Source organism: Candidatus Hydrogenedentota bacterium, from assembly GCA_035450225.1.
In the GTDB taxonomy this organism is placed as follows: Bacteria; Hydrogenedentota; Hydrogenedentia; order Hydrogenedentales; family SLHB01; genus DSVR01.
Window position 1 is genome coordinate 149,187 of record DAOTMJ010000006.1, and the last position, 19,307, is coordinate 168,493.

Below are 19,307 nucleotides of genomic sequence, written 5' to 3' on the forward strand. Positions count from 1 at the left end.
GGATGGAGAGGGAAAGGATTGGCGCATGAAGGTTGGAATTATCACGGCGTCGTTGCCGATGGAAATGAAGGCGGCGTTGCGCAAGGCGAAGGAGATTGGGGCTCACGGGGTTCAACTTTGGGTGGCCAACAATGAACTGGATCCGCGCAACCTGTCGCAAAGCGGCAGGCGGGAACTGGTCCATTACATGGCGGCGCTTGGCTTGGAACGTTCGGCGCTGTGCGGCGATATCGGGGGCTTTGCGGATCCGGCGACGGTGGATGCCCGCATCGCGCACACGAAAGAGATGTTCGACCTGTGCGTGGATCTCGGCACGCCCATCCTGACAACACACATCGGCGTCGTGCCTGAAGATCCAAGCGGTCGCGCCTATGCCGTTCTTGCCGGGGCGGTCCGCGAGGTGGCCGAATATGCCGCAGCGCGGGATTGCTGCCTTGCGACGGAGACGGGTCCGGAATCCGGGGAAAGCCTGGCGGCGTTCTTGCGGTCGGTGAACAGCGCGGGCGCAAAGGTGAATTACGATCCGGCCAATCTGTGCATGGCCGGCTTCGATCCCATTGGTGATGTCGCCGTGCTGGGTGAATTCATCGTGCACACGCACGCCAAGGACGGACTCCGCAACCAGCCCAAGGAAGTGGCGCTGGGCAAGGGCGATGTCGGTTTTCCGGAATACCTTGCCGCATTGCGGGCCATCGGCTATTCGGGTTATCTGACCATCGAGCGCGAGTGTGGAGACGATCCGGTCGCGGACATTGTCGAAGCAATCGCGTTCCTCAAGCAGCAGGAAGGCGTGGACGCATGAAGACGCATGGACGGCCCGCGGTTGTGCTGCTGAGCGGCGGCGCCGATTCCACGGTGCTGTTGTGCCATGCGGGACGCCATTTGGGCCATGCGCCGCTTCATGCGATCAGTTTCCGGTACGGCCAGCGGCATGCCCGGGAATTGGCGTGCGCGGCGCATCAGGCTGAACGGGCGGGCGCGCTACACACCGTGCTGGATATTTCGTTCATGGGCGCGTTGCTGCGTGAGGGATCGGCGCTCGTCGCGGGTGGCGCTGCGGTGCCGAGCCTTGCCGATCTGGCCGCAGAGGATTTGGAGCAGCCCCCGACCTATGTGCCCAACCGCAACATGATGCTTCTGGCGATGGCGGCGGCCTATGCCGAGGCGCGGGGAATTTGCGATGTATACTACGGCGCTCAGGCGCAGGACGAGTATGGCTACTGGGATTGCACGCCCGATTTCGTCCGGCGCCTCAATCGCGTGCTTGCATTGAACCGCCGAAACCGCGTTTGGATTCACGCCCCCTTTGCCGAAATGAGGAAATCGGAAATCATTCGGCTTGGACTCGATTTGGGCGTGGATTTTGCGCATACGTGGAGTTGTTATCGTGGCGGGGAATGCGCTTGTGGAACGTGTCCAACGTGCGTCGAGCGCCTGAATGCCTTCGCGGCAACGGGCGTCGTCGATCCGGTTCCCTACATGACATGATGCGAAAGACGATCTTTTATACCGCGGGCCTGTTGTTGTGGTTGCTGGTTGCCGCGAATCCTTGTACGAGGAGTTATGGCGCAAGATGCGCCCCTACGTCTATCGCGATGACACGTTTGGGCCATGGACTCTGTGGACGAATAGCGCCGGATTTCGCGACGACGAAATCGTGCTTCCCAAACCGCCGGGAATTTACCGCATCCTGTGCATCGGCGGTTCGACGACGTTCGAGAGGGTGCGAAACGATCTGACCTACCCGATTTCCGGATTGGATTGCGCCCTCGCGTTCGTCGTTTAGGGCGGTAATACCGCGCTTTCTGATGAACAATGTCGAAATGCTCGCGTGTGAAATGCAGAAGGCGGGTGTTGATATAGTCCTGTGCAGTTTCGCCTGTCCCGACCTGATCCATTTGGAGCGCATGGAGCGTTACAGTTTCATGCAGCCATTCAACCCGAAGCTGCAAATTTATCCGCGAATGGACGACTATGCACGCGCCATCGCCGCCGCCAATGAGTTGCTTCGCGAATTATGCGGGCGGCTGGGGGTGTTTTACGTGCCCGTTGCCGAGGAATTGGTGGGCGGCACGGATCTATTTACCGACAACTGCCATCTCCATCAGGAAGCCATCGCGCGCAAGGCGGACATTATTTTCCGCCACGTGAAGGACTATCTGAAACCGAAACTCGCGGCGCGGGGAATCATTCCGGCATCATGAACGGCGACCAGCCCGGACGATCATGAACGTTCCCGCCAACAGCGCCGCCGCGCCGGCCCATTGATGCAATGCCATATGTTCGTCGGGCCAGATCCACATCGCAATGGCGTAGGTGATCAATGGGTTGAGCAGGGCGACGCTTGTGCAGAAAGCGGAACCGAGGTGTTTTTGCGCGTGGAAAAACGCGGGGTGGGCGAGGGCAATCGGAATCAGGCCCGATATTACCGCGGTGACGGCCGGTTTCATGCCCGCTGCCGCCAAGGCGGACGGATGTCCCAGCGTCAGGGCAAGGAATCCGCAACCGGCGGTCGTGTAGATCGACAGCACCGTGAACATGGGAATCGGATGAAGGCTGCCCACAAGGTGCTTCGCCCAGATGGTATAGCCTCCCCAGAAGGCGGCCGTGGCCAACAACATGGCCATGGGCCAGTTCATCACCGGGATCAGCGATGCCGGATCGGTTGCAATCAGCGCGGCCAATCCGCCGAAACTCAACATCGTGCCGCCGATATATCCGGGACTTCGAATAACGGCGCGTTCCTCGTGGTAGAGAATGAATCCAAGGATAACGACGAAAACGATGCTCAGTTTCGACACCAATTGCGCAGTGGTTGCGGTCGAGCCGGCGCAGCCCACGGTCCATGTGTATTGCTGCGCCACGTTCAGCGCCGCGATGCCGATCATGCCGCGCCGGTTGCGCAGCGCCGCATAAAGCCCCGGACGGAACCAGACGAGACTGATCAACAGCAACGGTCCGGTCGCGCTCAGGTACCGCAGGAAATTCTGCGTGTGGGGCTCGTAGACCGTGCTGAGATCCCGGATGAAAATCGGCGCCAACGCCCAGCCCGCCGTGGCAACGGCCAAATTGACCGCGGCGGCAAAACGATGCGAATGATTCATGGGAAAAAGCGATTTCCTGTGTCATGCGAAAAGGCGTATTGTACAGGAAGTATCCAGGAAGCCCGAAACGATCCGTGGAGACAATGCCAAGGAGGATTTACCGTGCAGCCGACGGCAATGGGTCTTGTGATGATTGCTTTGATTGCGTGTCCGGCCGTTTTCGCGGTTGAAATTGAACCGTGGCGCGTCCAGTTGGAAAAGACGATGCAGGAAGAATCCCTGGCGCCCGCGCGCGCCAAACTGGTGAAAAGCGCGCGCGAGATGGCCGCCCTGCCGATCGTTCGCCGGGCCAAGACACTGGCGGAGGTCGGCAAGAACCGGACATGGCTCGATGGCCGCGCCAACGCGCTTGAAGATGAAATCAAGCAGGATTTCGCACTGGCCATGTCGGATTTTGCCGCGTGCAGCCTTGCCGCGAAGGAATTGCCGGTGCTGGCGGCGGCGTATCTCATCACCGGCGAAATGGCATTTCGCGACCGCGTGCTTGCGCAACTGGAAGAAATGGCGGGTTGGTCGCCGCTTCAGCGTCCGGGATGGACGTTGTACCATCCGGGCGCGCGATTGCCGGCCGGCGGCAAGGACGGCAACTGGCTGGCGACGGGCATGGGCGTCCGGGCCCTATGCGACGCGCTTGACATCCTGTCGAGCGACTCCGTGCCAGCGGATCTTCTCGAGCGATTGCGCGCCTTGCTTGAAGGCGAAATCGCCGGCGTCGTGGACGATTGGCAGACGAAGCGTCCGTGGTTCGTGCGCAGCGACGATCCGATTACCAACCAATGGATGCTGCCGACGGAGGGTCTTGTCCGCGCGTGTTTGTTGCTTGGAACCGATTCGCACCACGATGCGTACGAATTGGGCGTTGGGAATTTCATGAAGGCGCTCGATGCACATGGTCCTGCGGGCGAATTCGAGGAAGGGATGGGCTATGCCTCGTTTACGGTGTCGTCCATGCTGCACACGGCACGCGCCATGGCCGTCCAGGGCGACCGCCGCGCGGTGGACCATCGTTTCCTGAAAAATTTTCCCACATGGCTGGTGGAACATTTCCAGCCGGGCGGCATGGTGGTCAACTGTTTCGATGCAGGCGCGGCCCGATCGGCCACGGAAGGACAGCGTCCGTTGCTTTCGATGCTGGCCGTTTGCACGGGGAGTCCGGTGGCGCGCTGGGCGCTTGCCCGTCAGACAAGCGGTCCGTCGAACGATCTGGCGGGATTGGCCGTGTATGCGATGCCGCCCGTTGGCGACGAGGCGGCGCCGCCGCTTTTCGCGGCATACGAGCGCGCAACCCGTGTGAATTGGCGCGGCAGTTGGAGCGACGACGCCAGCGGCGCATGGGTGCGCGGAGGCCATCCCGCCGATCAGCATGACCATTACGATCGCGGCCACGTGAACTTTATTTACAGGGGGAAATGTATTCTCATCGAAGCGGGTACTCCATACTATTCACATCCGCTGATGGGATCGCATTTTGCCTCCGGCGCGGGACACAACGTGCTGCAACTGGGAACCGAGGAACCGAAACCTCGCGATGCGGGCGACACCTATGCGCCGTCCGGGTGGCAGGAACGCGGCGTCGTTGTGCCGCTTGATGTGCGGCGACTCGACAAACAGGGCGGGGAAGTCGCGCTGGAAGTGAAGAGCGGCTATGCGGGGCTGCGTTCATGGCGCCGGTCGGTGGCGTGGGATGCCGACCGCATGGAAGTCGAGGACAAGGTCGAACTCGGCGCCGGACAGGCGAACATCGTTATGTTTCGCTGGCATTTGGGTACGAATGAGAAGGTTTCCATCGAAGAAAAAGACGGGGCCTTTCGGGTTGTATGGCCGGATGCCGCGGGGACAATCAACGCGTCGGTTCCCATTGTCGTCACGCAGATGAAGATGCCCGACAACACCATCAACACCGTTTCGGAGGGCAAACCGGACACGTTGCATACCTGTCTCATCGTTCAAACAAACCGCGCGGTGGACAAGGCGACGATCGCCGCTGTGTTTACGGGAACGCATTGCAGTCCAAAATAATTGCAACGGCTTGGCGCCGATTTTTGACTGAAACGATGCCTGGTCCTTCGGGGCTTTACAATTTTCCCAAGAGCCTTATTGAAGTTTCGGCAATCCGTTCGCCCGTGCCGGGCGCGAGATAGCTGCTCCGGGCGGTCCGGATTTCATAACCGCCGCCTTGGAAGGCTTCGGCGGTGGGAGAGTAACCGGCATAGCCGTTGGCCAGCTCGACGACGAAGACGGGCTTCACAGGCGATCCTTTTTTGATGGCGAGTCCGAGCGCGCAAAAATACTCCGTCGGATTCGTCACAAGGGCCGCGGGGCCAATCCGCAGCGCCTGCACTTCGACCGGGACCGTCGGCGATTTCGCCTTCATTTCGCGAACGAGCCGCGCCTCCTTCAGGTACACGTCGTTGTGCGACGAGCCGAGACCTGTGGCGGGCGTTTCGCGCGCCACCAATTCCTCGTCGGATTCGGCCAAGTCGCGGATGGGCAGATTCAGGATTTCCGTGGCGGCGGCGAGCGGGATATCGTCCGCATAATCCAGCCGCGCGATGACCTTCAACGCTTCCGCGCCGACGGTCATGCCGACGCGTTTCGCCCATGCTTCACCGAACTCGGACGGCCGCGGGCTGCGATTGTCCACCTGCGTGACGTCGCCGCACGCGCCGTTCAGGAACACAACGCCCATCTGCTCGTTGCCGAGCGCGCCGCGAATCGTCTTGCGCAGGTAACAAATCCAGTCGGCCGAGAGTTCCGAGCCGCCGATGACCGTTCCGTGCAGGGTGTAGTTTACGATGCAGCCCAGCAGTCCGCCTTGGGTGTCCACAACCGAAATGACGCCCACGTCCGGATCGATAGGCCCGGCGGGTTCGAGGATATCGGGGTTCATCTTGCCGGGATGCGTCCGCTCGGAACCGTCCTTCATCTTGAAGCGCCGGTTGAACCCGACGGTATCCTCGTGTCCCACGCCCACGCCGACGCGCGCTTCGACGGCGTTCGCCCGCGCCAGGGCAATCGCCTCGGCGATGCGTTGAGCGACCAGGGTGCAATAGGCCGGATCGCGTTCGGAACCCAGACAGTCCACCACGGGGCCGCCGTTATGCGTGTGGCTGGCCGCGATGAGGATGTTCCGGCTGGGGATGCCCGTCCGGCTTTCGGCCAGTTTACGCGCCTCGGCGACGACATCGTCCGGCGCCATGATAATGTCCGCGCCGACAACGGCCATGCTTGTCGTGCCGTTTGTGAACACGGCCGCCTCGACGAACAGCGGATCGTGCACGCCCTTTGCTATGTTCTTGGCAAAACCGCCCGGGATCTCGCAGCCGGCCGCCGGCGTGATATCTACCCGCGCAAAACCCGCCGTAAATTTCGTTTTGGCCATGTCTCCCGTGCCCTCCTGTGCATAGGCGCACCATACGCCCAAAATCATCCATGCGGCAATCGCAGTGCAAATAAGTCTGTTCATGGCACACGCGCCTCCTCTCTGCAACGACTACAGCCTACAACCTCGGGCGCCTGTCATCAAGTTGCGTCCCGTTGACTGTCCCATGAGTTGTGCGTAGAATGACGACTAATGAGATAACTTGCAGATGAGTATTTTCACCATTGAACGGCGTCAAGCGGTTGCGTTAAGCGTGTCCATTACGGGCGCCTCCCTAACATTGGATCTGGCGGATGGGCGTTCGATTGCCGTGTCCCACGCATGGTATCCGCGTTGTGCACGCTACGTCCGACGAATGCGCGCACTGGCGCTTGATTGGCGCGGTTGAGGGCGTCTTGGAAGGCCTCCTTCTTGTGAGAGCGAGGAATCGTTTCAGCGATGGCTTGCCGCGCGCATGGAGATAGGCGCCTATCGGACCTGAGGGAAGCCGCAGGCGGATTCTGTACTTTTGCGTGATTGGCGGTAAGTCCACCCAAACGAAAGGAATTGAACGGCATGGAGAAGATCACCGACGCAGCAAAGGATCGGGCAAGGCGGATGAAGTGGTGGCACGAAGCGCGGTTCGGCATGTTCGTCCACTGGGGGCTTTATGCCCAGTTGGGCCGCCATGAATGGGCGATGAACCGCGAGCGGATTCCCGTCGCGGAATACGAGCGGCTTGCGGCGACGTGGAAGCCGAAACCGCGGCCGGCGCGCGAATGGGCGCGCCTCGCGAAGCAGGCCGGCATGAAGTACATGGTCATGACCACAAAGCATCACGAGGGCTTCTGCCTGTGGGATACGAAAATGACCGATTACAACGCGGCCAAATGCGGGCCGGGCCGTGACCTTGTCGCCGAATATGTCGAAGCGTGCCGCGAATTCGGCTTGCGGATCGGATTCTATTATTCGCTGATGGACTGGCATCATCCGGACGGCGCCCGGTGCGCGAAGGACGAGAAGGCGCGCCGCCGCTTCCTCGATTACACGCAAGGGCTTGTCCGCGAACTGGTCACAAACTACGGCAAGATTGACATCCTCTGGTACGACGTGGCATGGCCGCTGTCGTCGCCGGAACTGTGGGAAAGCGCCAAAATGAACGCGATGGTGCGGCGGATTCAGCCGGACATCATCATCAACAACCGATCGCTGCTCGAAGAGGATTTCGGCACACCGGAAGAACATATCAATCCGGAGCAGGCCGGGCGCGCATGGGAAGCCTGCATGACGTTCAACGGATCGTGGGGCTGGCAGCCCGCGCCGCCGGAAGACTGGCATTCGGTGCGGAGCGTCCTCGGCATGCTTCGGCAAGTCACGGCCGAAGGCGGCAACCTGCTGTTGAACATCGGTCCGCATCCCGACGGCAGTGTGCCGAAAGAGGCGGTGGAGCGATTGACAGCCGTCGGGAAATGGACCGCGAAAAACGGCGAGGCGCTGTACGGCAAGGTGGAGCGGCTGGCCGGGCGTTTTGAATGGATGCCAACGGGACAATTCACGCTCAAGGGCAAGACGGCCTACTACTGGTGTACCCGATGGCCGGGAACCGAATTGACCCTCGGCGGCATCAAGGGCAAACTACGCGCTGCGTCGCTACTCGCGGACGGACGCCCTGTCGCCTTTACGCAGGAAAAGGATCGCGTGATCCTGAGGGGATTACCGAAGAATTCACCCGATAAAATCGCGGGTGTAACGGTACTCAAGTTGGAATTCGCGACACCGCCGCGGCAAGTGCTTGGCGCGGGATGCGTGGTCATTTGATGCCATGCTTGCGTGCTGGGTGCTGGCAATGGCAGTGGCTGCCGATGAAATGATTGCGCCGGGCGTGCATGTGCTGGATGGCGCCGTCAATACCGGCGTAATTGTTCGCGATGGCCATGCGTTGCTGATCGATTGTTGCGATACGGTTACGCCCGAACGACTCGCGGCCATCGGCGTGTCTGATGTCGAGCGTATTCTCTGCACCCAGTTCCGCCGGACGCACAACGCAGGCATGTATCCTTTTGCCGTCCGGGGCGCAAAGATCATTGTTCCAAAGACGGAGCAATCGTTGTTTGAATCGGCGGAGGCGCATTGGAACGACTGGTCGAACCGCTGGCATCTCTACCGTGCCCGGCCCGGCCCGCTCGTGCCGGCGCGATCGGTCAAAGTAACGCGCGGCGTGGGGGAGGGGGATACAATCGAATGGCGGGGCGTGGCCATCCGTACGCTCGATACACCCGGCGCAACCGACGGCAGCGTTTCGTATCTTGTCGAAGTCGGGGGACGTGGCGTCTGCTTTTGCGGAGACGTCGTATGTGCGCCCGGCAAGGTCTGGGATCTGCATTCATTGCAGAAGGGATTCGGCGGCGTGCGGGACTACCACGGATTCCTTGGTGCGAGCGGGATGGTCCTCGAAAGCGCCCGCAAACTCGCGGCATGCACCGCGGAAATGTTTGTGCCTTCGCATGGAAAGCCGTTCGCGCGATCCGAATTTGCGATGGAACTCCTCGAAAAGCGTTTTGATGCGCTTCGTCGCAATTACGCCGCGATATCCGCCCTGAACTTTTATTTTCCGACGCTGTTCAAAGATCTGGAGGACGATCCGCTTCGCATGAAGCCCGCCGATACCCTTGAATTGCCGTCGTGGGTGCGGCGTGTCGCGTTCACCAGCTACGCCGTCGTTTCCGATTCCGGCGCGGCGTTGCTTATTGATTGTGGACACGACTCGGTGTTGGCAAAGCTAGACGAGTGGAAAAAGGAAAACGCGATTTCCGCCGTCGAGGGCTGTTGGGTTACTCATTATCACGACGATCATGTGGATTCGCTTCAGCGCCTCGCGAAAGAATTCAAATGCCCTATTATCGCAAGCGAACGCACCGCGCCCATTCTCGAGCATCCAACGCGATACTGTCTTCCGTGCATCGCGCCGTGCCCGGTGTCCGTCGCGCGCGCGACGCATCACGGCGAATCGTGGGTCTGGCACGAGTTCATGCTAACCGCGCTCGATTTTCCCGGTCAAACGCTTCACGACGGGGCGCTGCTCGTCGAGGGTCACGGTGTCAAATTCCTGTTTGTCGGTGATTCCGGCTCGCCGACCGGACTGGACGATTATACGGCCGGCAACCGCGTCTTTCTTGGGGAAGGCCGGGGATCGCGGCGCTGCCTGGAAATCCTTCGCGAGGCGCGGCCGGATTTCATCCTGAACCAGCATCAGAACAAGTCGTTCCGATTTACGGAACGACAACTCGACTACATGAATGCCCTGCTTGCGGATCGCGAGAAACTCATCGAGGATCTTACGCCGTGGGACAATGCCAACTTTGCCACCGACGAGCATTGGGTGCGCGCCTATCCCTACGAACAGGATATCGTTCCTGGCGCGACCTTCGCGATTGATGTCCAATTCACCAATCATGTTGATTCGGAAGCCCAGGCGCAAGCGGAGCCTGTACTACCCGATGGCTGGGCTTTCGAGCGGACGCGCAGCAACGCCACGATCCAAGTTCCGCCCGGAACGAATGGCATCGTATCGCCGGGCAATCCGCATTCCGACACATTCGCCCGACTCTGGATTACCGCCCCTGCGAGCGAAACGCCCGGACGCTTCGTTATCCCGTTCCGCATTACATGGCGAGGCCAATATCTCGGACCATTCCGCCATGCGCTGGTGAATGTTCGGTAGATCAAACAATTTTCCTAGTATCCCGTTCCTTTTTTTCGATATCTGCGTGTATCTGGGGCCTCTGCGGAAAACCACACAAGCCACAGATGACGCAGGTACACGCAGATGGAAAACAGGGCACGGATGTTCGGACCATGCGATTCCAAACTCCATCCTCGTGTTAGAACTGTCCAAAAGAAGTTTGAGCGGGAAATTTCTTCTTCGTTGCGAAGACGAAATATCACAAGAACCCTATCCCCCCAAAAACGTTGTCTGGTTGCTCAACAAGGCTTTCTGCAAGCCGCAATTTGGACAGAGATAACCTAGCGCATCATGTTCCAGTGCGGCATCGCGAAACATCCGGTAGACTCCCTCTCAATCGCTTTGCTACACTTGCGCCGATTTGAAGCGATTGCCGGGTATCCCGATTTGGCGATTTACCGGATGTATGGCAAAACACGCGAAAGGAGTCCAAGGTGGCATGTTTTCCCCAACGGCGGTGGCAATACTTCTTTTTCAAATGGCGGGATCGGATGTGATGTCCCAAGAACTTGATGCGCCGCCCCGCCCGGACTGGTCGCGTCCCTGTACGGTATTGAACGGGCCATGGCGGTTCGATTTCGATCCGGGCGATCTCGGCGAAAAGGAAAACTGGCCGCAATCGCACGCGTTTACCAGGACGATTGTCGTGCCGTATCCGTGGCAAAGCGAACTATCCGGCATCGGCGATGTCGAGTACCAAGGCGTGGCATGGTATCAGTGCGACATTACTGTACCGAAGGACATCGTGAATCGCCGCGTGTTTCTGGTGTTTGGCGCGGTGGATTATCACGCGAAGGTCTGGGTCGGCGATGCGCTCGTCGCCGAACACGAGGGCGGCTATACCCCGTTCGAGGCCGAAATAACGGATCTCGTGAAGCCGGGCGAGTCCGCAAAAGTCACCGTGCGCGCCCACGATATCACCGATCCTGAAACGCCGACCGGCAAGCAGACCGGCTGGTACACGCGCACCGGCGGAATCTGGCAAACCCCATACATCGAGTATCGCGGATTGTCCTATATCCGAAAAGCGCACATTACGCCCGACATTGACAAGGAGCAAGCCGCGTTCGATTGCGAGATTGAAGCGCGGCAGGCCGGTTCATATACCGTCGCGGTGCATGCCGTTCTCGGTTCGATCCATCTGCGGACAAAAAAGACCGTCGCGTGCCAGCGGGGATTGAACAAGGTCCAGGTAATCCTTCCCGTGCGGAATCCGTCGCTGTGGTCGCCCGATTCGCCATCCCTTTACGAGACGCGGCTCACGCTTCTCCGCGGTGAAACGGCGGTTGACGCGGTGGAAACCTATTTCGGCATGCGCAAGATCGGGCGCGGCGTGTACGGCGGATCCGGGCACGAATACATTCTGCTCAACAACAAGCCGATCTATCTGCGCGGCGCGCTGCACCAGTCCTTCAATCCAAAGGGCATCTATACGCATCCCGACGACGACTACATCCGCAACGATTACGCGAAGGCCAAGGAATTCGGACTCAACTTCATCCGCATCCACATCAAGATAGATGAACCGCGCGCCTTGTACTGGGCCGACCGCCTGGGCATTCTCCTGATGTGCGACATGCCCAACTTTGCGAAGAACACGTCCCTCGCTCGCAAGCGCTGGGAAGATATGCTGCGCGCGGCCATTGATCGTGATTTCAATCACCCGTCCATCTTCGCGTGGTGTGATTTCAACGAAACATGGGGGATAGGGGACGGCGGCTATTCGTCCGAAACCCAGCAATGGGTCCGCGACATGTACCGGCTGACGAAGGAACTGGATCCGACGCGGCTCGCGGAAGACAACTCGCCTTGCCTGTACGATCACACGGAAACGGACATCAATTCGTGGCACTTCTACATTGACCGGTACGAGGCCGCCGCCAAGCACATCGCCGAGGTGGTCGAAAAGACGTTTCCCGGCTCCGAATTCAACTACGCCAAGGGATGGAAGCAGGGGACGGCGCCGCTCATCAATTCCGAATACGGCGGCGTCGGCGCGGGATCCGGCGACCGCGACATCTCGTGGGTTTTCTTGTTTCTGACGAATCTCCTGCGCAAGTACGACAAGATCGGCGGCTACGTCTACACCGAACTCGAAGACATCGAATGGGAACATAACGGATTCATGAACTACGACCGTTCGCCGAAGGAATACGGTTATCCGGCGGGCATCACGCTCGCGCAACTCCAGCACGACGAATTCCCCGTGCTCGATTGTCCGCCGTACCAGCGCGTCGAGGCGCACAGCCGCGTGCGTATTCCCGTCCTGCTCAGCCATTGGTCCGAACGCAAGGGATTGAAGGTGCGCATGTCCGTGGACGGCACGACGGTCAACGGTCTGCCTTGGAGCAACGCCATCCGCCCCGTCGAATGGGACGTTGACGCCAAACCCTTTGCGGTAACGCCGGTAAACGTGTACGAATTCGATCTACCCGGGGCGAACGGCATCCTCAATGTCGTCGCGGAAGTCCTCCTCAACGGGCAGCGGTGCGCGGCCAACTACTGCGTCATTGACGCGCGCGGCGGCGGCGATTGGTTCCGACCGGACGAATACGCCGCCACGTTTCCCGTCAACGCCTTCTCGCAATGCGGATTTGACGACATGCCCGCCATGGCCGATGACTGTCCCGGTAAGATCAGCGGCTACAAGACCGGTTTCTTTGAATACCAACTGCGCCTGCCCCGCGGCCTCAAGGCCGGCGAAGTCAAGGGATGCCGGTTGGTTGTGGAAGCCGGCTCGAAGGCAGACGCCGAACGTCTCGACTGGCCGGCCCGCCGCCATCCACAAGATTGCCCGCAGACCGACGGCAAGACGTGGCCGACGGATCTGACGTTGTCGCTCAACGGCGTTCCGATCAAGCACATGACCCTCGGCAGCGATTACGCCGATGCGCGAGGGGTCTTGTCCCACGCGGCGCATCGCGATCACGGTTCGCACGGTGAAATCCTCGATATTCCCATTGAAGGAGAAGCGTTCACCGTGCTTCAAAAGGCGCTCGGCTCGGCGTCGCGCACGGTTACATTGCGTTTCGAGATCAAGCCGGACGCCGCGAATGCCGGCGGCCTGGCGCTCTACGGCGGCGAGATGGGCGCGTTTCCGTCTGATCCGGCGCTTGTATTCCAACTCGTTCCCGAAGCCCAAAAACCCGAAAAACCGGCCAAGGTTCTTGCGGCGAAAGGCCTGCCGTTCGATACGATTATTCAACGTGGACCGAAAGGACACTTGTGGCGGTTCACGACCGACGATCCCGGTCCAAACTGGAACCAGCCCGGTTTCGACGACAAGGCATGGAGAACCGGCAAGAGCGGTTTCGGAACACCCGAAACGCCCGGCGCGCGGGTCGGGACAATCTGGAAGACAAGCGACATCTGGCTTCGCACCAACATTGCAATGCCCAAGTCTTCACGCGGTAAAAAGATCGTTCTCGACCTGCATCATGACGAAGACGCCGAAATTTTTGTCAATGGAAACCCGCTGCTTGCGAAACCCGGCCATGTCGCCGAGTACGAGCGTATTGTTTTGTCCCCCGAACAAGCGGCCCTGTTCAAGGCCAATAATCTTGTCGCCGTGCATTGCCGCCAAACCCGCGGTGGACAATTCATAGATCTTGGACTGATGGTGCGCAAGTGAAAGTGTGGCGCCGGATTCCGATTTGGCCGGGTTGTTGTTTGTGCCGAATGGGAATCCGACGCCACAAAGCGTTTTCCTGAACGGGTTCCAATGCCCCGAGGGGGGATCTATCAGTACCTTAAAGTCTGGCTTCTACAAAAAACAACAAGAAATTCTTGGGCAACTTGCGCAACCAATTGAAGTTCTACGATTTAGCGAGTGCGAAAACCGCGGGGTTTCGAGCGTGATTACGATTACGAGCACGAGCACGAAGAGAAACTGGGTTGGGGGCGCTGCCCACGTTAGGAGAAATCGAGCTCGAAGTAGTAGATGTCGTCCTTGAGCTGGCTTTTGACTTTGCAACCGGACTTGTGGAAAACCGTTTGCATTGCCTTGTTCTCGCGCAACACTTCCGCAGTGAATCCGGCGATGCCGTTTCGCTTGGCAATCGTGATCAGATGCTTGAGCAGGAACGATCCAATGCCGCGGTTTTGCCAGGCGTCATCCACGATGAAGGCCACCTCGGCGCGGTTCGTGTGGGGATCGAGGTAGTAGCGCCCGATACAAATGATGTCTTCGCCGAAGGCTTCGGAAAGGGTACCCACCACCGCGACTTCGGTGCGGTGATCGATGTAGACGAAGTCCTGAACCTGTTCACGCGAAAGCCATTTCATGCGGCTCATGAAGCGGCGGTAGAGGGTTTCGGCGGAAACACCGTAGAACAGATCACGGATCAGGGGCTCGTCGGTCGGATGAATCGCGCGGAAATTGATTAGAGTGCCATCCGAACAAAGATAGGTTGTCTTGACCTCTTGCGGTCCGACGGCGAAAGTGTCCACATCGGCCATTTCGGGCCGGACGTATTTCGCTTTCACGGCTTCCTTGAGAAGGTGTTCGCGATACTTGGGATGTGCGATGCTGATCAGCGCCAGCGCGCGTTCCTGGACGTTTTTCCCGTGAAGATAGGCCACGCCGAATTCGGTGACGACATAATGGACATCGCCGCGGGTCGTTACGACGCCCGCGCCGGGCGTGAGGAACGGGACGATGCGGGAGACTTCTCCGTTTCGCGCCGTGGACGGTAGCGCGATGATCGCCTTGCCGCCGTCGGATCGGGCGGCGCCGCGGTTGAAGTCCACTTGGCCGCCGATGCCGGAATAAAATTTCGTGCCGAGCGAATCGGCGCAGACTTGTCCAGTCAGATCCACTTCGAGGGCGACATTGACCGCGACCATTCGGCGTTGGCGGCTGATGACAAAGGGGTCGTTCACATATTCGGTCGGATAAAACGCGAAGATTGGGTTGTTGTCTATGTAATCGTAGAGCCGCTGCGACCCCATGCAGAAACTGGCCACGACCTTGCCCTTGTCGCTCGTCTTGAGCGAACCGTCAATGACGCCCGCCTCAATCATGTCAATGAGGGCGTCGGTAAACATTTCCGTGTGGATGCCGAGGTGCTTTTTATCCTTGAGAGACTGCAACACGGCGTGGGGAACGCGCCCGATGCCCAGTTCGACCGTTGAGCCGTCCTCAATGAGCGCCACGACGAACTCGCCTATTTTGGATGTCGTTTCGTCGGGCTTGGCCCAATTGACCTCGACCAGGGGGGTGTCCACCGGCACGAGAAAGTCTATGTCGTTTACGTGGATGAAACTGTCGCCCAGCGTTCGCGGCATGCGCGGATTGACCTGCGCGATCACGAGTTTCGCGTTGGCCGCGGCGCTCTTGACAATGTCCACCGAAACCCCGAGACTACAAAGCCCGTGTTCGTCGGGCGGCGTCACATGGATCAATGCCGCGTCCAGCGGCAGTTGACCGGAACTGAACAGGCGCGGAATTTCGGATAAAAAGATCGGCGTGTAGTCGCCGACGCCTTCCTGAATGATGTTGCGCACATTTTCGCTGATGAAGAAACTATTGACGATGAAATGCTCGGAAAGGTTCTTGGCGGCATAGGGCGCGTCGCCGAGGGTCAGCATCTGGATGATTTGGACGTCCGCCAGTGAACTCGCCCGCGCCACAAGGGCCGTGGTGAGTGCCTGGGGATGGGCGCAACCGGTTCCCACGAATACCCGATTGCCCGGTTTGATGTGCCGCACGGCTTCGTCGGCCGTGGCGATCATGTCGTCGTATTTTTGGGTCCATAAGGGGTCGTAACTGATGGGCTTGTCACTCATTGCGTTTCTGTACTCCGGACAAAATCATTCGCGCGTCGGCTACGACGGCGGCCGTGCCGGCCGGGCCCACGAGGAATGGATTGATATCAAGTTCCTTGATTTGCGGGAAATCGGTGACCAGTTGGCTGATGCGCTGCAATCCGTTCGCGATGGCTGTGATGTCAACGCCGGCTTCGCCGCGCGCACCTTTGAGCAACGCATACGATCGTGTGCCCACGAGCATCTGCATGGCCTCTTCCGCCGTAATCGGCGCCAGATAGAATGTGACGTCTTTCATTACTTCGACAAAGATTCCGCCGAGTCCGAACATCAGCATCGGGCCGAATTCCGGATCGCGGGTCATCCCGATGATGACCTCGCGGCCGCGCGGGGCCATCTGCTCGATGTAGACGCCGTCGAGGCGTGCCTCCGGCATGCGGCGTCCGATGCGCAGCATCATGAGATCGTAGGCGTCGCGGACCTGATCGGCGTTCGACAGCGACAACTTGACGCCGCCCATATCGGACTTGTGCAGAATGTCCGGCGATGAAATTTTCATAGCCACGGGATAGCCCACGTGCTCGGCTACGGCCACGGCCTCGTCCGCCGACGCGGCAAGTCGGCCCGGTGGGACATCGAAATCGTAGGCTTGCAGAATTTCCTTGGCCTCGACCTCGCCGATTTCCGGGCGGCCGGTCTTCATGTGCCTCGCAATCACGCGCTCGACGCGCCTACGGTTCACGGGAAAGCGCGTCACAATACGGGGCGGCCGATTTTGCCACAAGGCATAATCGCACAGGGCGCGCAGCGCATAGACGGCGCGATGAGGCGCGGGATAATCCGGAATCCCGAGTTGTTTCAACGTCCGGCGCGCTTCCATGACGTCGTGTCCGCCCATGAACGAAGTAACCATTGGCTTCTTTTCGCCGGCGGCCTCCGCGATGGCGTGCGCCGTGCCGACGGCGTCGGTCATGGCCTGTGGTGTGAGAATGACGCAAAGGGCATCGAAGGAATCGTCCTCCATGACCGCCCGAACCGCCTCGGCGTAACGTTCCGGCGACGCATCGCCCAAGACGTCTATCGGATTGCCCACGCTGGCGGCGGGCGGCAATTTTGCCTTGAGCATCGTTGCGATGGCCGGCGAGGGCGCCTCGACCTTGAGCCCCGAATGCTCGGCGGCGTCGGCGGCAATGATGCCTGGTCCGCCGGCATTGGTGATGATGGCCACGCGATCGCCCTTTGGCATGGGCTGCATTGCGAACGCCATGGCCAAATCAAACAAAGCCTCAAAATTGTAGGCGCGCATGACGCCCGCGCGCTTGAAGGCCGCGCCGTAGGCGATGTCCGCCCCGGCCAGACTGCCCGTGTGCGACGAGGCCGCCTTGACGCCGGCGTTGGAGGTGCCGACCTTAAGCGCCACGATCGGCTTGAGGTTCGCGGCGGCTTCCGCGGCCTTGAGAAATTCATCGCCCTGCGTGATGTTTTCCAGATAACAGGCGATGACCTTGGTTTGTGGATCGCGGGCCAGTTCCGCGAGAAAGTCCGTCTCGTTTAGATCGGCCTTGTTGCCCATGCTGATCAACTTTGCCAACCCCACGTCTTCCGCCGCGGCCCAGTCAAGAATCGCCGTGCACAGCGCACCCGACTGAGACACGACCGAAATGCCGCCCGGCTTGGGCATCTGCTTGGCGAAGGAAGCATTCATCGCGTTTTCGGTGTTGATGAGGCCGAGACAGTTCGGACCCAGCATGCGCACGCCGTTTGAACGGCACAACGCCGCGATTTCGCGTTCGAGGGCCGCGCCTTCCGGGCCGATTTCCTTGAATCCGGCCGTGATGACGGTAATGGCTTTGGCATTCGCATTGATCGAACTTTCGACCGCCGCGCGCACCAGTTTGGTCGGCACGGAAACAATACCCAGATCGATAGTGCGTCCGTAGGTCTTGAGATCCGGATAACACTTCAGGCCGAGCACGTCTTCGCCCGATGGGTTGATGGGGACTATTTCGCCTTTGAAACCGGCGCGAACAAGGTTCGCCACAATTTCGTGACCGACCTTTCCCGGAGTCCGTGAAGCGCCAATCACGGCCACGGTTTTGGGATAGAGCAACGATTCCAGCATTGCCGAGCACCTACTTCCGAAGGGTGAACTGACTCACCGCACACCAGCATACTCCACTTGTGCGGCGCCTAATCCCCGCTGCGGCGGAACACGCATACACGCGTCGCGTCGCGCCGGTTGTTTAGTGAAAGAAGTATAGCACCCGATGAGAGTCCATTCAACCGTTTGGAAAAGGCGCATGCCATTATCAGGGCGCATAATAAGGCCATTCCCGCGTAATCCATTGCGGGGATGCTAACGCCGAAATCCGGCGTGAGGGGATCGAGGCCGAAGGCGCGTTCCTGGCCGTCGGATATCCCATCACCATCGGTGTCGGCGTTGTACGGATCGGTTTCGTCCGCGTCCCTGAGTCCGTTGAAATTGGCGTCCTCGACGGCATCCGGCAGGCCGTCGCGGTCCGTGTCCCGTCCATTGTAGACGTCGGCGACATGCAGAAACTCGTGCGCGAACGGACGCTCCCCCTCGACGCGCCAGAGACGAAAACCCGGTTGATCGCCGATGGTGTAGCAGGTTGCCCCCGACGTGACCAACTGGATGCCGTTGTAATCGCTCTCAAAGTTCATGTGCAGGTGTCCGGCGAGGTACGCCACCACGCCGTATTGCTCGAAGAGGGCCAGCACATCCGTGCTTTTTTCCCGCGGAATGCGGGGCGAATCGTCTCCCGGTTCCCCGGACTTGAGGGGAAGCGGATGGTGGCCGGCCACGAAAACGGGGCTTCCCTGTTGCGAGGCCGCCTGCAGTTCGGACAGGAGCCACGCATCCATCGTTTCGGTGGTGCCCGGAACGTAATTCACCCAAAGCATCGTGTTCACCACGATGAACGTGTAACCCTCGTGTGTGAACGAGTGGTAGTCGGCCCCAATATACAACGCAAACAAGTCGGCCTGATCGTTGTTGCCGATGGCGTAATGGGCCGGCATGCGGAGTCCCGCGACGATTTCATTGAAATCCTCATAGGCTTGGGCGTATTTCGCCGAGTCAATCAAATCGCCGCAGCATACCACGAACGCCGGATTCAGATGATTGATATACCGGACCGCCAGCCGGAGCATCGTTTTGTCGTGTTCGTAGCCCGCCTTGCCCAACTGCGGATCGCACAACTGCACGAATGTGAACGGGCCGAGGGCCGGCGCATTCGCGCACCATGCCGTCACGGCAATCAATGCCAACATAAACACGCGACGTATTTTCATTGCACGTCCTTCCGGTATC

Annotated in this window: 13 protein-coding genes; 8 read left to right on the forward strand and 5 right to left on the reverse strand. The window is 59.7% G+C overall.

The annotated features are described in order from the left end of the window. Nucleotides 1-25 precede the first annotated feature (25 nt). The 4 genes from P5540_06030 (at nt 26) to P5540_06045 (ending at nt 2,204) form a co-directional block, all read left to right on the forward strand. Nucleotides 26-802, forward strand: coding sequence for a sugar phosphate isomerase/epimerase family protein (locus P5540_06030; GenBank protein ID HRT64369.1), 777 nt, complete (start codon nt 26-28; stop codon nt 800-802). Continuing rightward, nucleotides 799-1,488, forward strand: coding sequence for a 7-cyano-7-deazaguanine synthase QueC (gene queC / locus P5540_06035; GenBank protein HRT64370.1), 690 nt, complete (start codon nt 799-801; stop codon nt 1,486-1,488). The genes P5540_06030 and queC overlap by 4 nt, the downstream gene beginning before the upstream one ends. A gap of 85 nt (nt 1,489-1,573) precedes the next feature. After that, on the forward strand, nt 1,574-1,786 hold the full coding sequence (locus P5540_06040) for a hypothetical protein (protein ID HRT64371.1): 213 nt from the start codon (nt 1,574-1,576) through the stop codon (nt 1,784-1,786). Between the two features lie 22 nt (nt 1,787-1,808). After that, complete coding sequence (locus P5540_06045; GenBank protein ID HRT64372.1) at nt 1,809-2,204, forward strand: hypothetical protein; 396 nt, start codon at nt 1,809-1,811, stop codon at nt 2,202-2,204. Here P5540_06045 and P5540_06050 read toward each other — a convergent pair. Next, complete coding sequence (locus P5540_06050) at nt 2,199-3,104, reverse strand: DMT family transporter (protein HRT64373.1); 906 nt, start codon at nt 3,102-3,104, stop codon at nt 2,199-2,201. The genes P5540_06045 and P5540_06050 overlap by 6 nt on opposite strands. Nucleotides 3,105-3,206: 102 nt before the next feature. Here P5540_06050 and P5540_06055 point away from each other — a divergent pair, with 102 nt between their 5' ends. Beyond that, nucleotides 3,207-5,123, forward strand: a complete 1,917-nt coding sequence (locus P5540_06055) for a heparinase II/III family protein (GenBank protein HRT64374.1) — start codon at nt 3,207-3,209, stop codon at nt 5,121-5,123. A 55-nt stretch (nt 5,124-5,178) separates the two neighbouring features. Here P5540_06055 and P5540_06060 read toward each other — a convergent pair whose 3' ends face one another. Then, entirely contained in the window at nt 5,179-6,570 is a 1,392-nt protein-coding gene (locus P5540_06060; GenBank protein ID HRT64375.1) for a hypothetical protein, read from the reverse strand. A 471-nt stretch (nt 6,571-7,041) separates the two neighbouring features. Here P5540_06060 and P5540_06065 point away from each other — a divergent pair, with 471 nt between their 5' ends. The 3 genes from P5540_06065 (at nt 7,042) to P5540_06075 (ending at nt 13,838) form a co-directional block, all read left to right on the forward strand. Beyond that, the gene (locus tag P5540_06065; protein ID HRT64376.1) at nt 7,042-8,283 is read left to right on the forward strand and encodes an alpha-L-fucosidase; all 1,242 of its coding nucleotides are present in this window, start codon (nt 7,042-7,044) and stop codon (nt 8,281-8,283) included. A 28-nt stretch (nt 8,284-8,311) separates the two neighbouring features. Then, a complete protein-coding gene (locus tag P5540_06070) occupies nt 8,312-10,186 on the forward strand; it encodes an MBL fold metallo-hydrolase (protein ID HRT64377.1) in 1,875 nt (624 codons plus the stop codon). Nucleotides 10,187-10,703: 517 nt separating this feature from the next. Continuing rightward, nucleotides 10,704-13,838, forward strand: a complete 3,135-nt coding sequence (locus P5540_06075) for a glycoside hydrolase family 2 TIM barrel-domain containing protein (protein HRT64378.1) — start codon at nt 10,704-10,706, stop codon at nt 13,836-13,838. Nucleotides 13,839-14,119: 281 nt separating this feature from the next. Here the strand turns inward: P5540_06075 and P5540_06080 are convergent, their stop codons facing one another. The 3 genes from P5540_06080 to P5540_06090 all read right to left on the reverse strand — a co-directional run bounded on the left by P5540_06080 (nt 14,120) and on the right by P5540_06090 (nt 19,288). Further along, nucleotides 14,120-15,994, reverse strand: a complete 1,875-nt coding sequence (locus tag P5540_06080; GenBank protein ID HRT64379.1) for a GNAT family N-acetyltransferase — start codon at nt 15,992-15,994, stop codon at nt 14,120-14,122. Then, nucleotides 15,987-18,095, reverse strand: coding sequence for an acetate--CoA ligase family protein (locus tag P5540_06085; protein ID HRT64380.1), 2,109 nt, complete (start codon nt 18,093-18,095; stop codon nt 15,987-15,989). Before P5540_06085 ends, P5540_06080 begins: the two co-directional genes overlap by 8 nt. 68 nt (nt 18,096-18,163) lie before the next feature. After that, nucleotides 18,164-19,288 carry a metallophosphoesterase gene (locus P5540_06090; protein HRT64381.1) on the reverse strand — a complete coding sequence of 375 codons (1,125 nt, stop codon included), beginning with the start codon at nt 19,286-19,288 and terminating at the stop codon, nt 18,164-18,166. Nucleotides 19,289-19,307 lie beyond the last annotated feature (19 nt).

Bases quoted from the DNA above. Each gene is read 5' to 3' on its own strand.
- P5540_06030 (HRT64369.1), top strand. From the start codon at position 26: ATGAAGGTTGGAATTATCACGGCGTCGTTGCCGATGGAAATGAAGGCG.
- queC (HRT64370.1), top strand. From the start codon at position 799: ATGAAGACGCATGGACGGCCCGCGGTTGTGCTGCTGAGCGGCGGCGCC.
- P5540_06040 (HRT64371.1), top strand. From the start codon at position 1,574: ATGCGCCCCTACGTCTATCGCGATGACACGTTTGGGCCATGGACTCTG.
- P5540_06045 (HRT64372.1), top strand. From the start codon at position 1,809: ATGAACAATGTCGAAATGCTCGCGTGTGAAATGCAGAAGGCGGGTGTT.
- P5540_06050 (HRT64373.1), bottom strand. From the start codon at position 3,104: ATGAATCATTCGCATCGTTTTGCCGCCGCGGTCAATTTGGCCGTTGCC.
- P5540_06060 (HRT64375.1), bottom strand. From the start codon at position 6,570: ATGAACAGACTTATTTGCACTGCGATTGCCGCATGGATGATTTTGGGC.
- P5540_06065 (HRT64376.1), top strand. From the start codon at position 7,042: ATGGAGAAGATCACCGACGCAGCAAAGGATCGGGCAAGGCGGATGAAG.
- P5540_06070 (HRT64377.1), top strand. From the start codon at position 8,312: ATGGCAGTGGCTGCCGATGAAATGATTGCGCCGGGCGTGCATGTGCTG.
- P5540_06075 (HRT64378.1), top strand. From the start codon at position 10,704: ATGTCCCAAGAACTTGATGCGCCGCCCCGCCCGGACTGGTCGCGTCCC.
- P5540_06080 (HRT64379.1), bottom strand. From the start codon at position 15,994: ATGAGTGACAAGCCCATCAGTTACGACCCCTTATGGACCCAAAAATAC.
- P5540_06085 (HRT64380.1), bottom strand. From the start codon at position 18,095: ATGCTGGAATCGTTGCTCTATCCCAAAACCGTGGCCGTGATTGGCGCT.
- P5540_06090 (HRT64381.1), bottom strand. From the start codon at position 19,288: ATGAAAATACGTCGCGTGTTTATGTTGGCATTGATTGCCGTGACGGCA.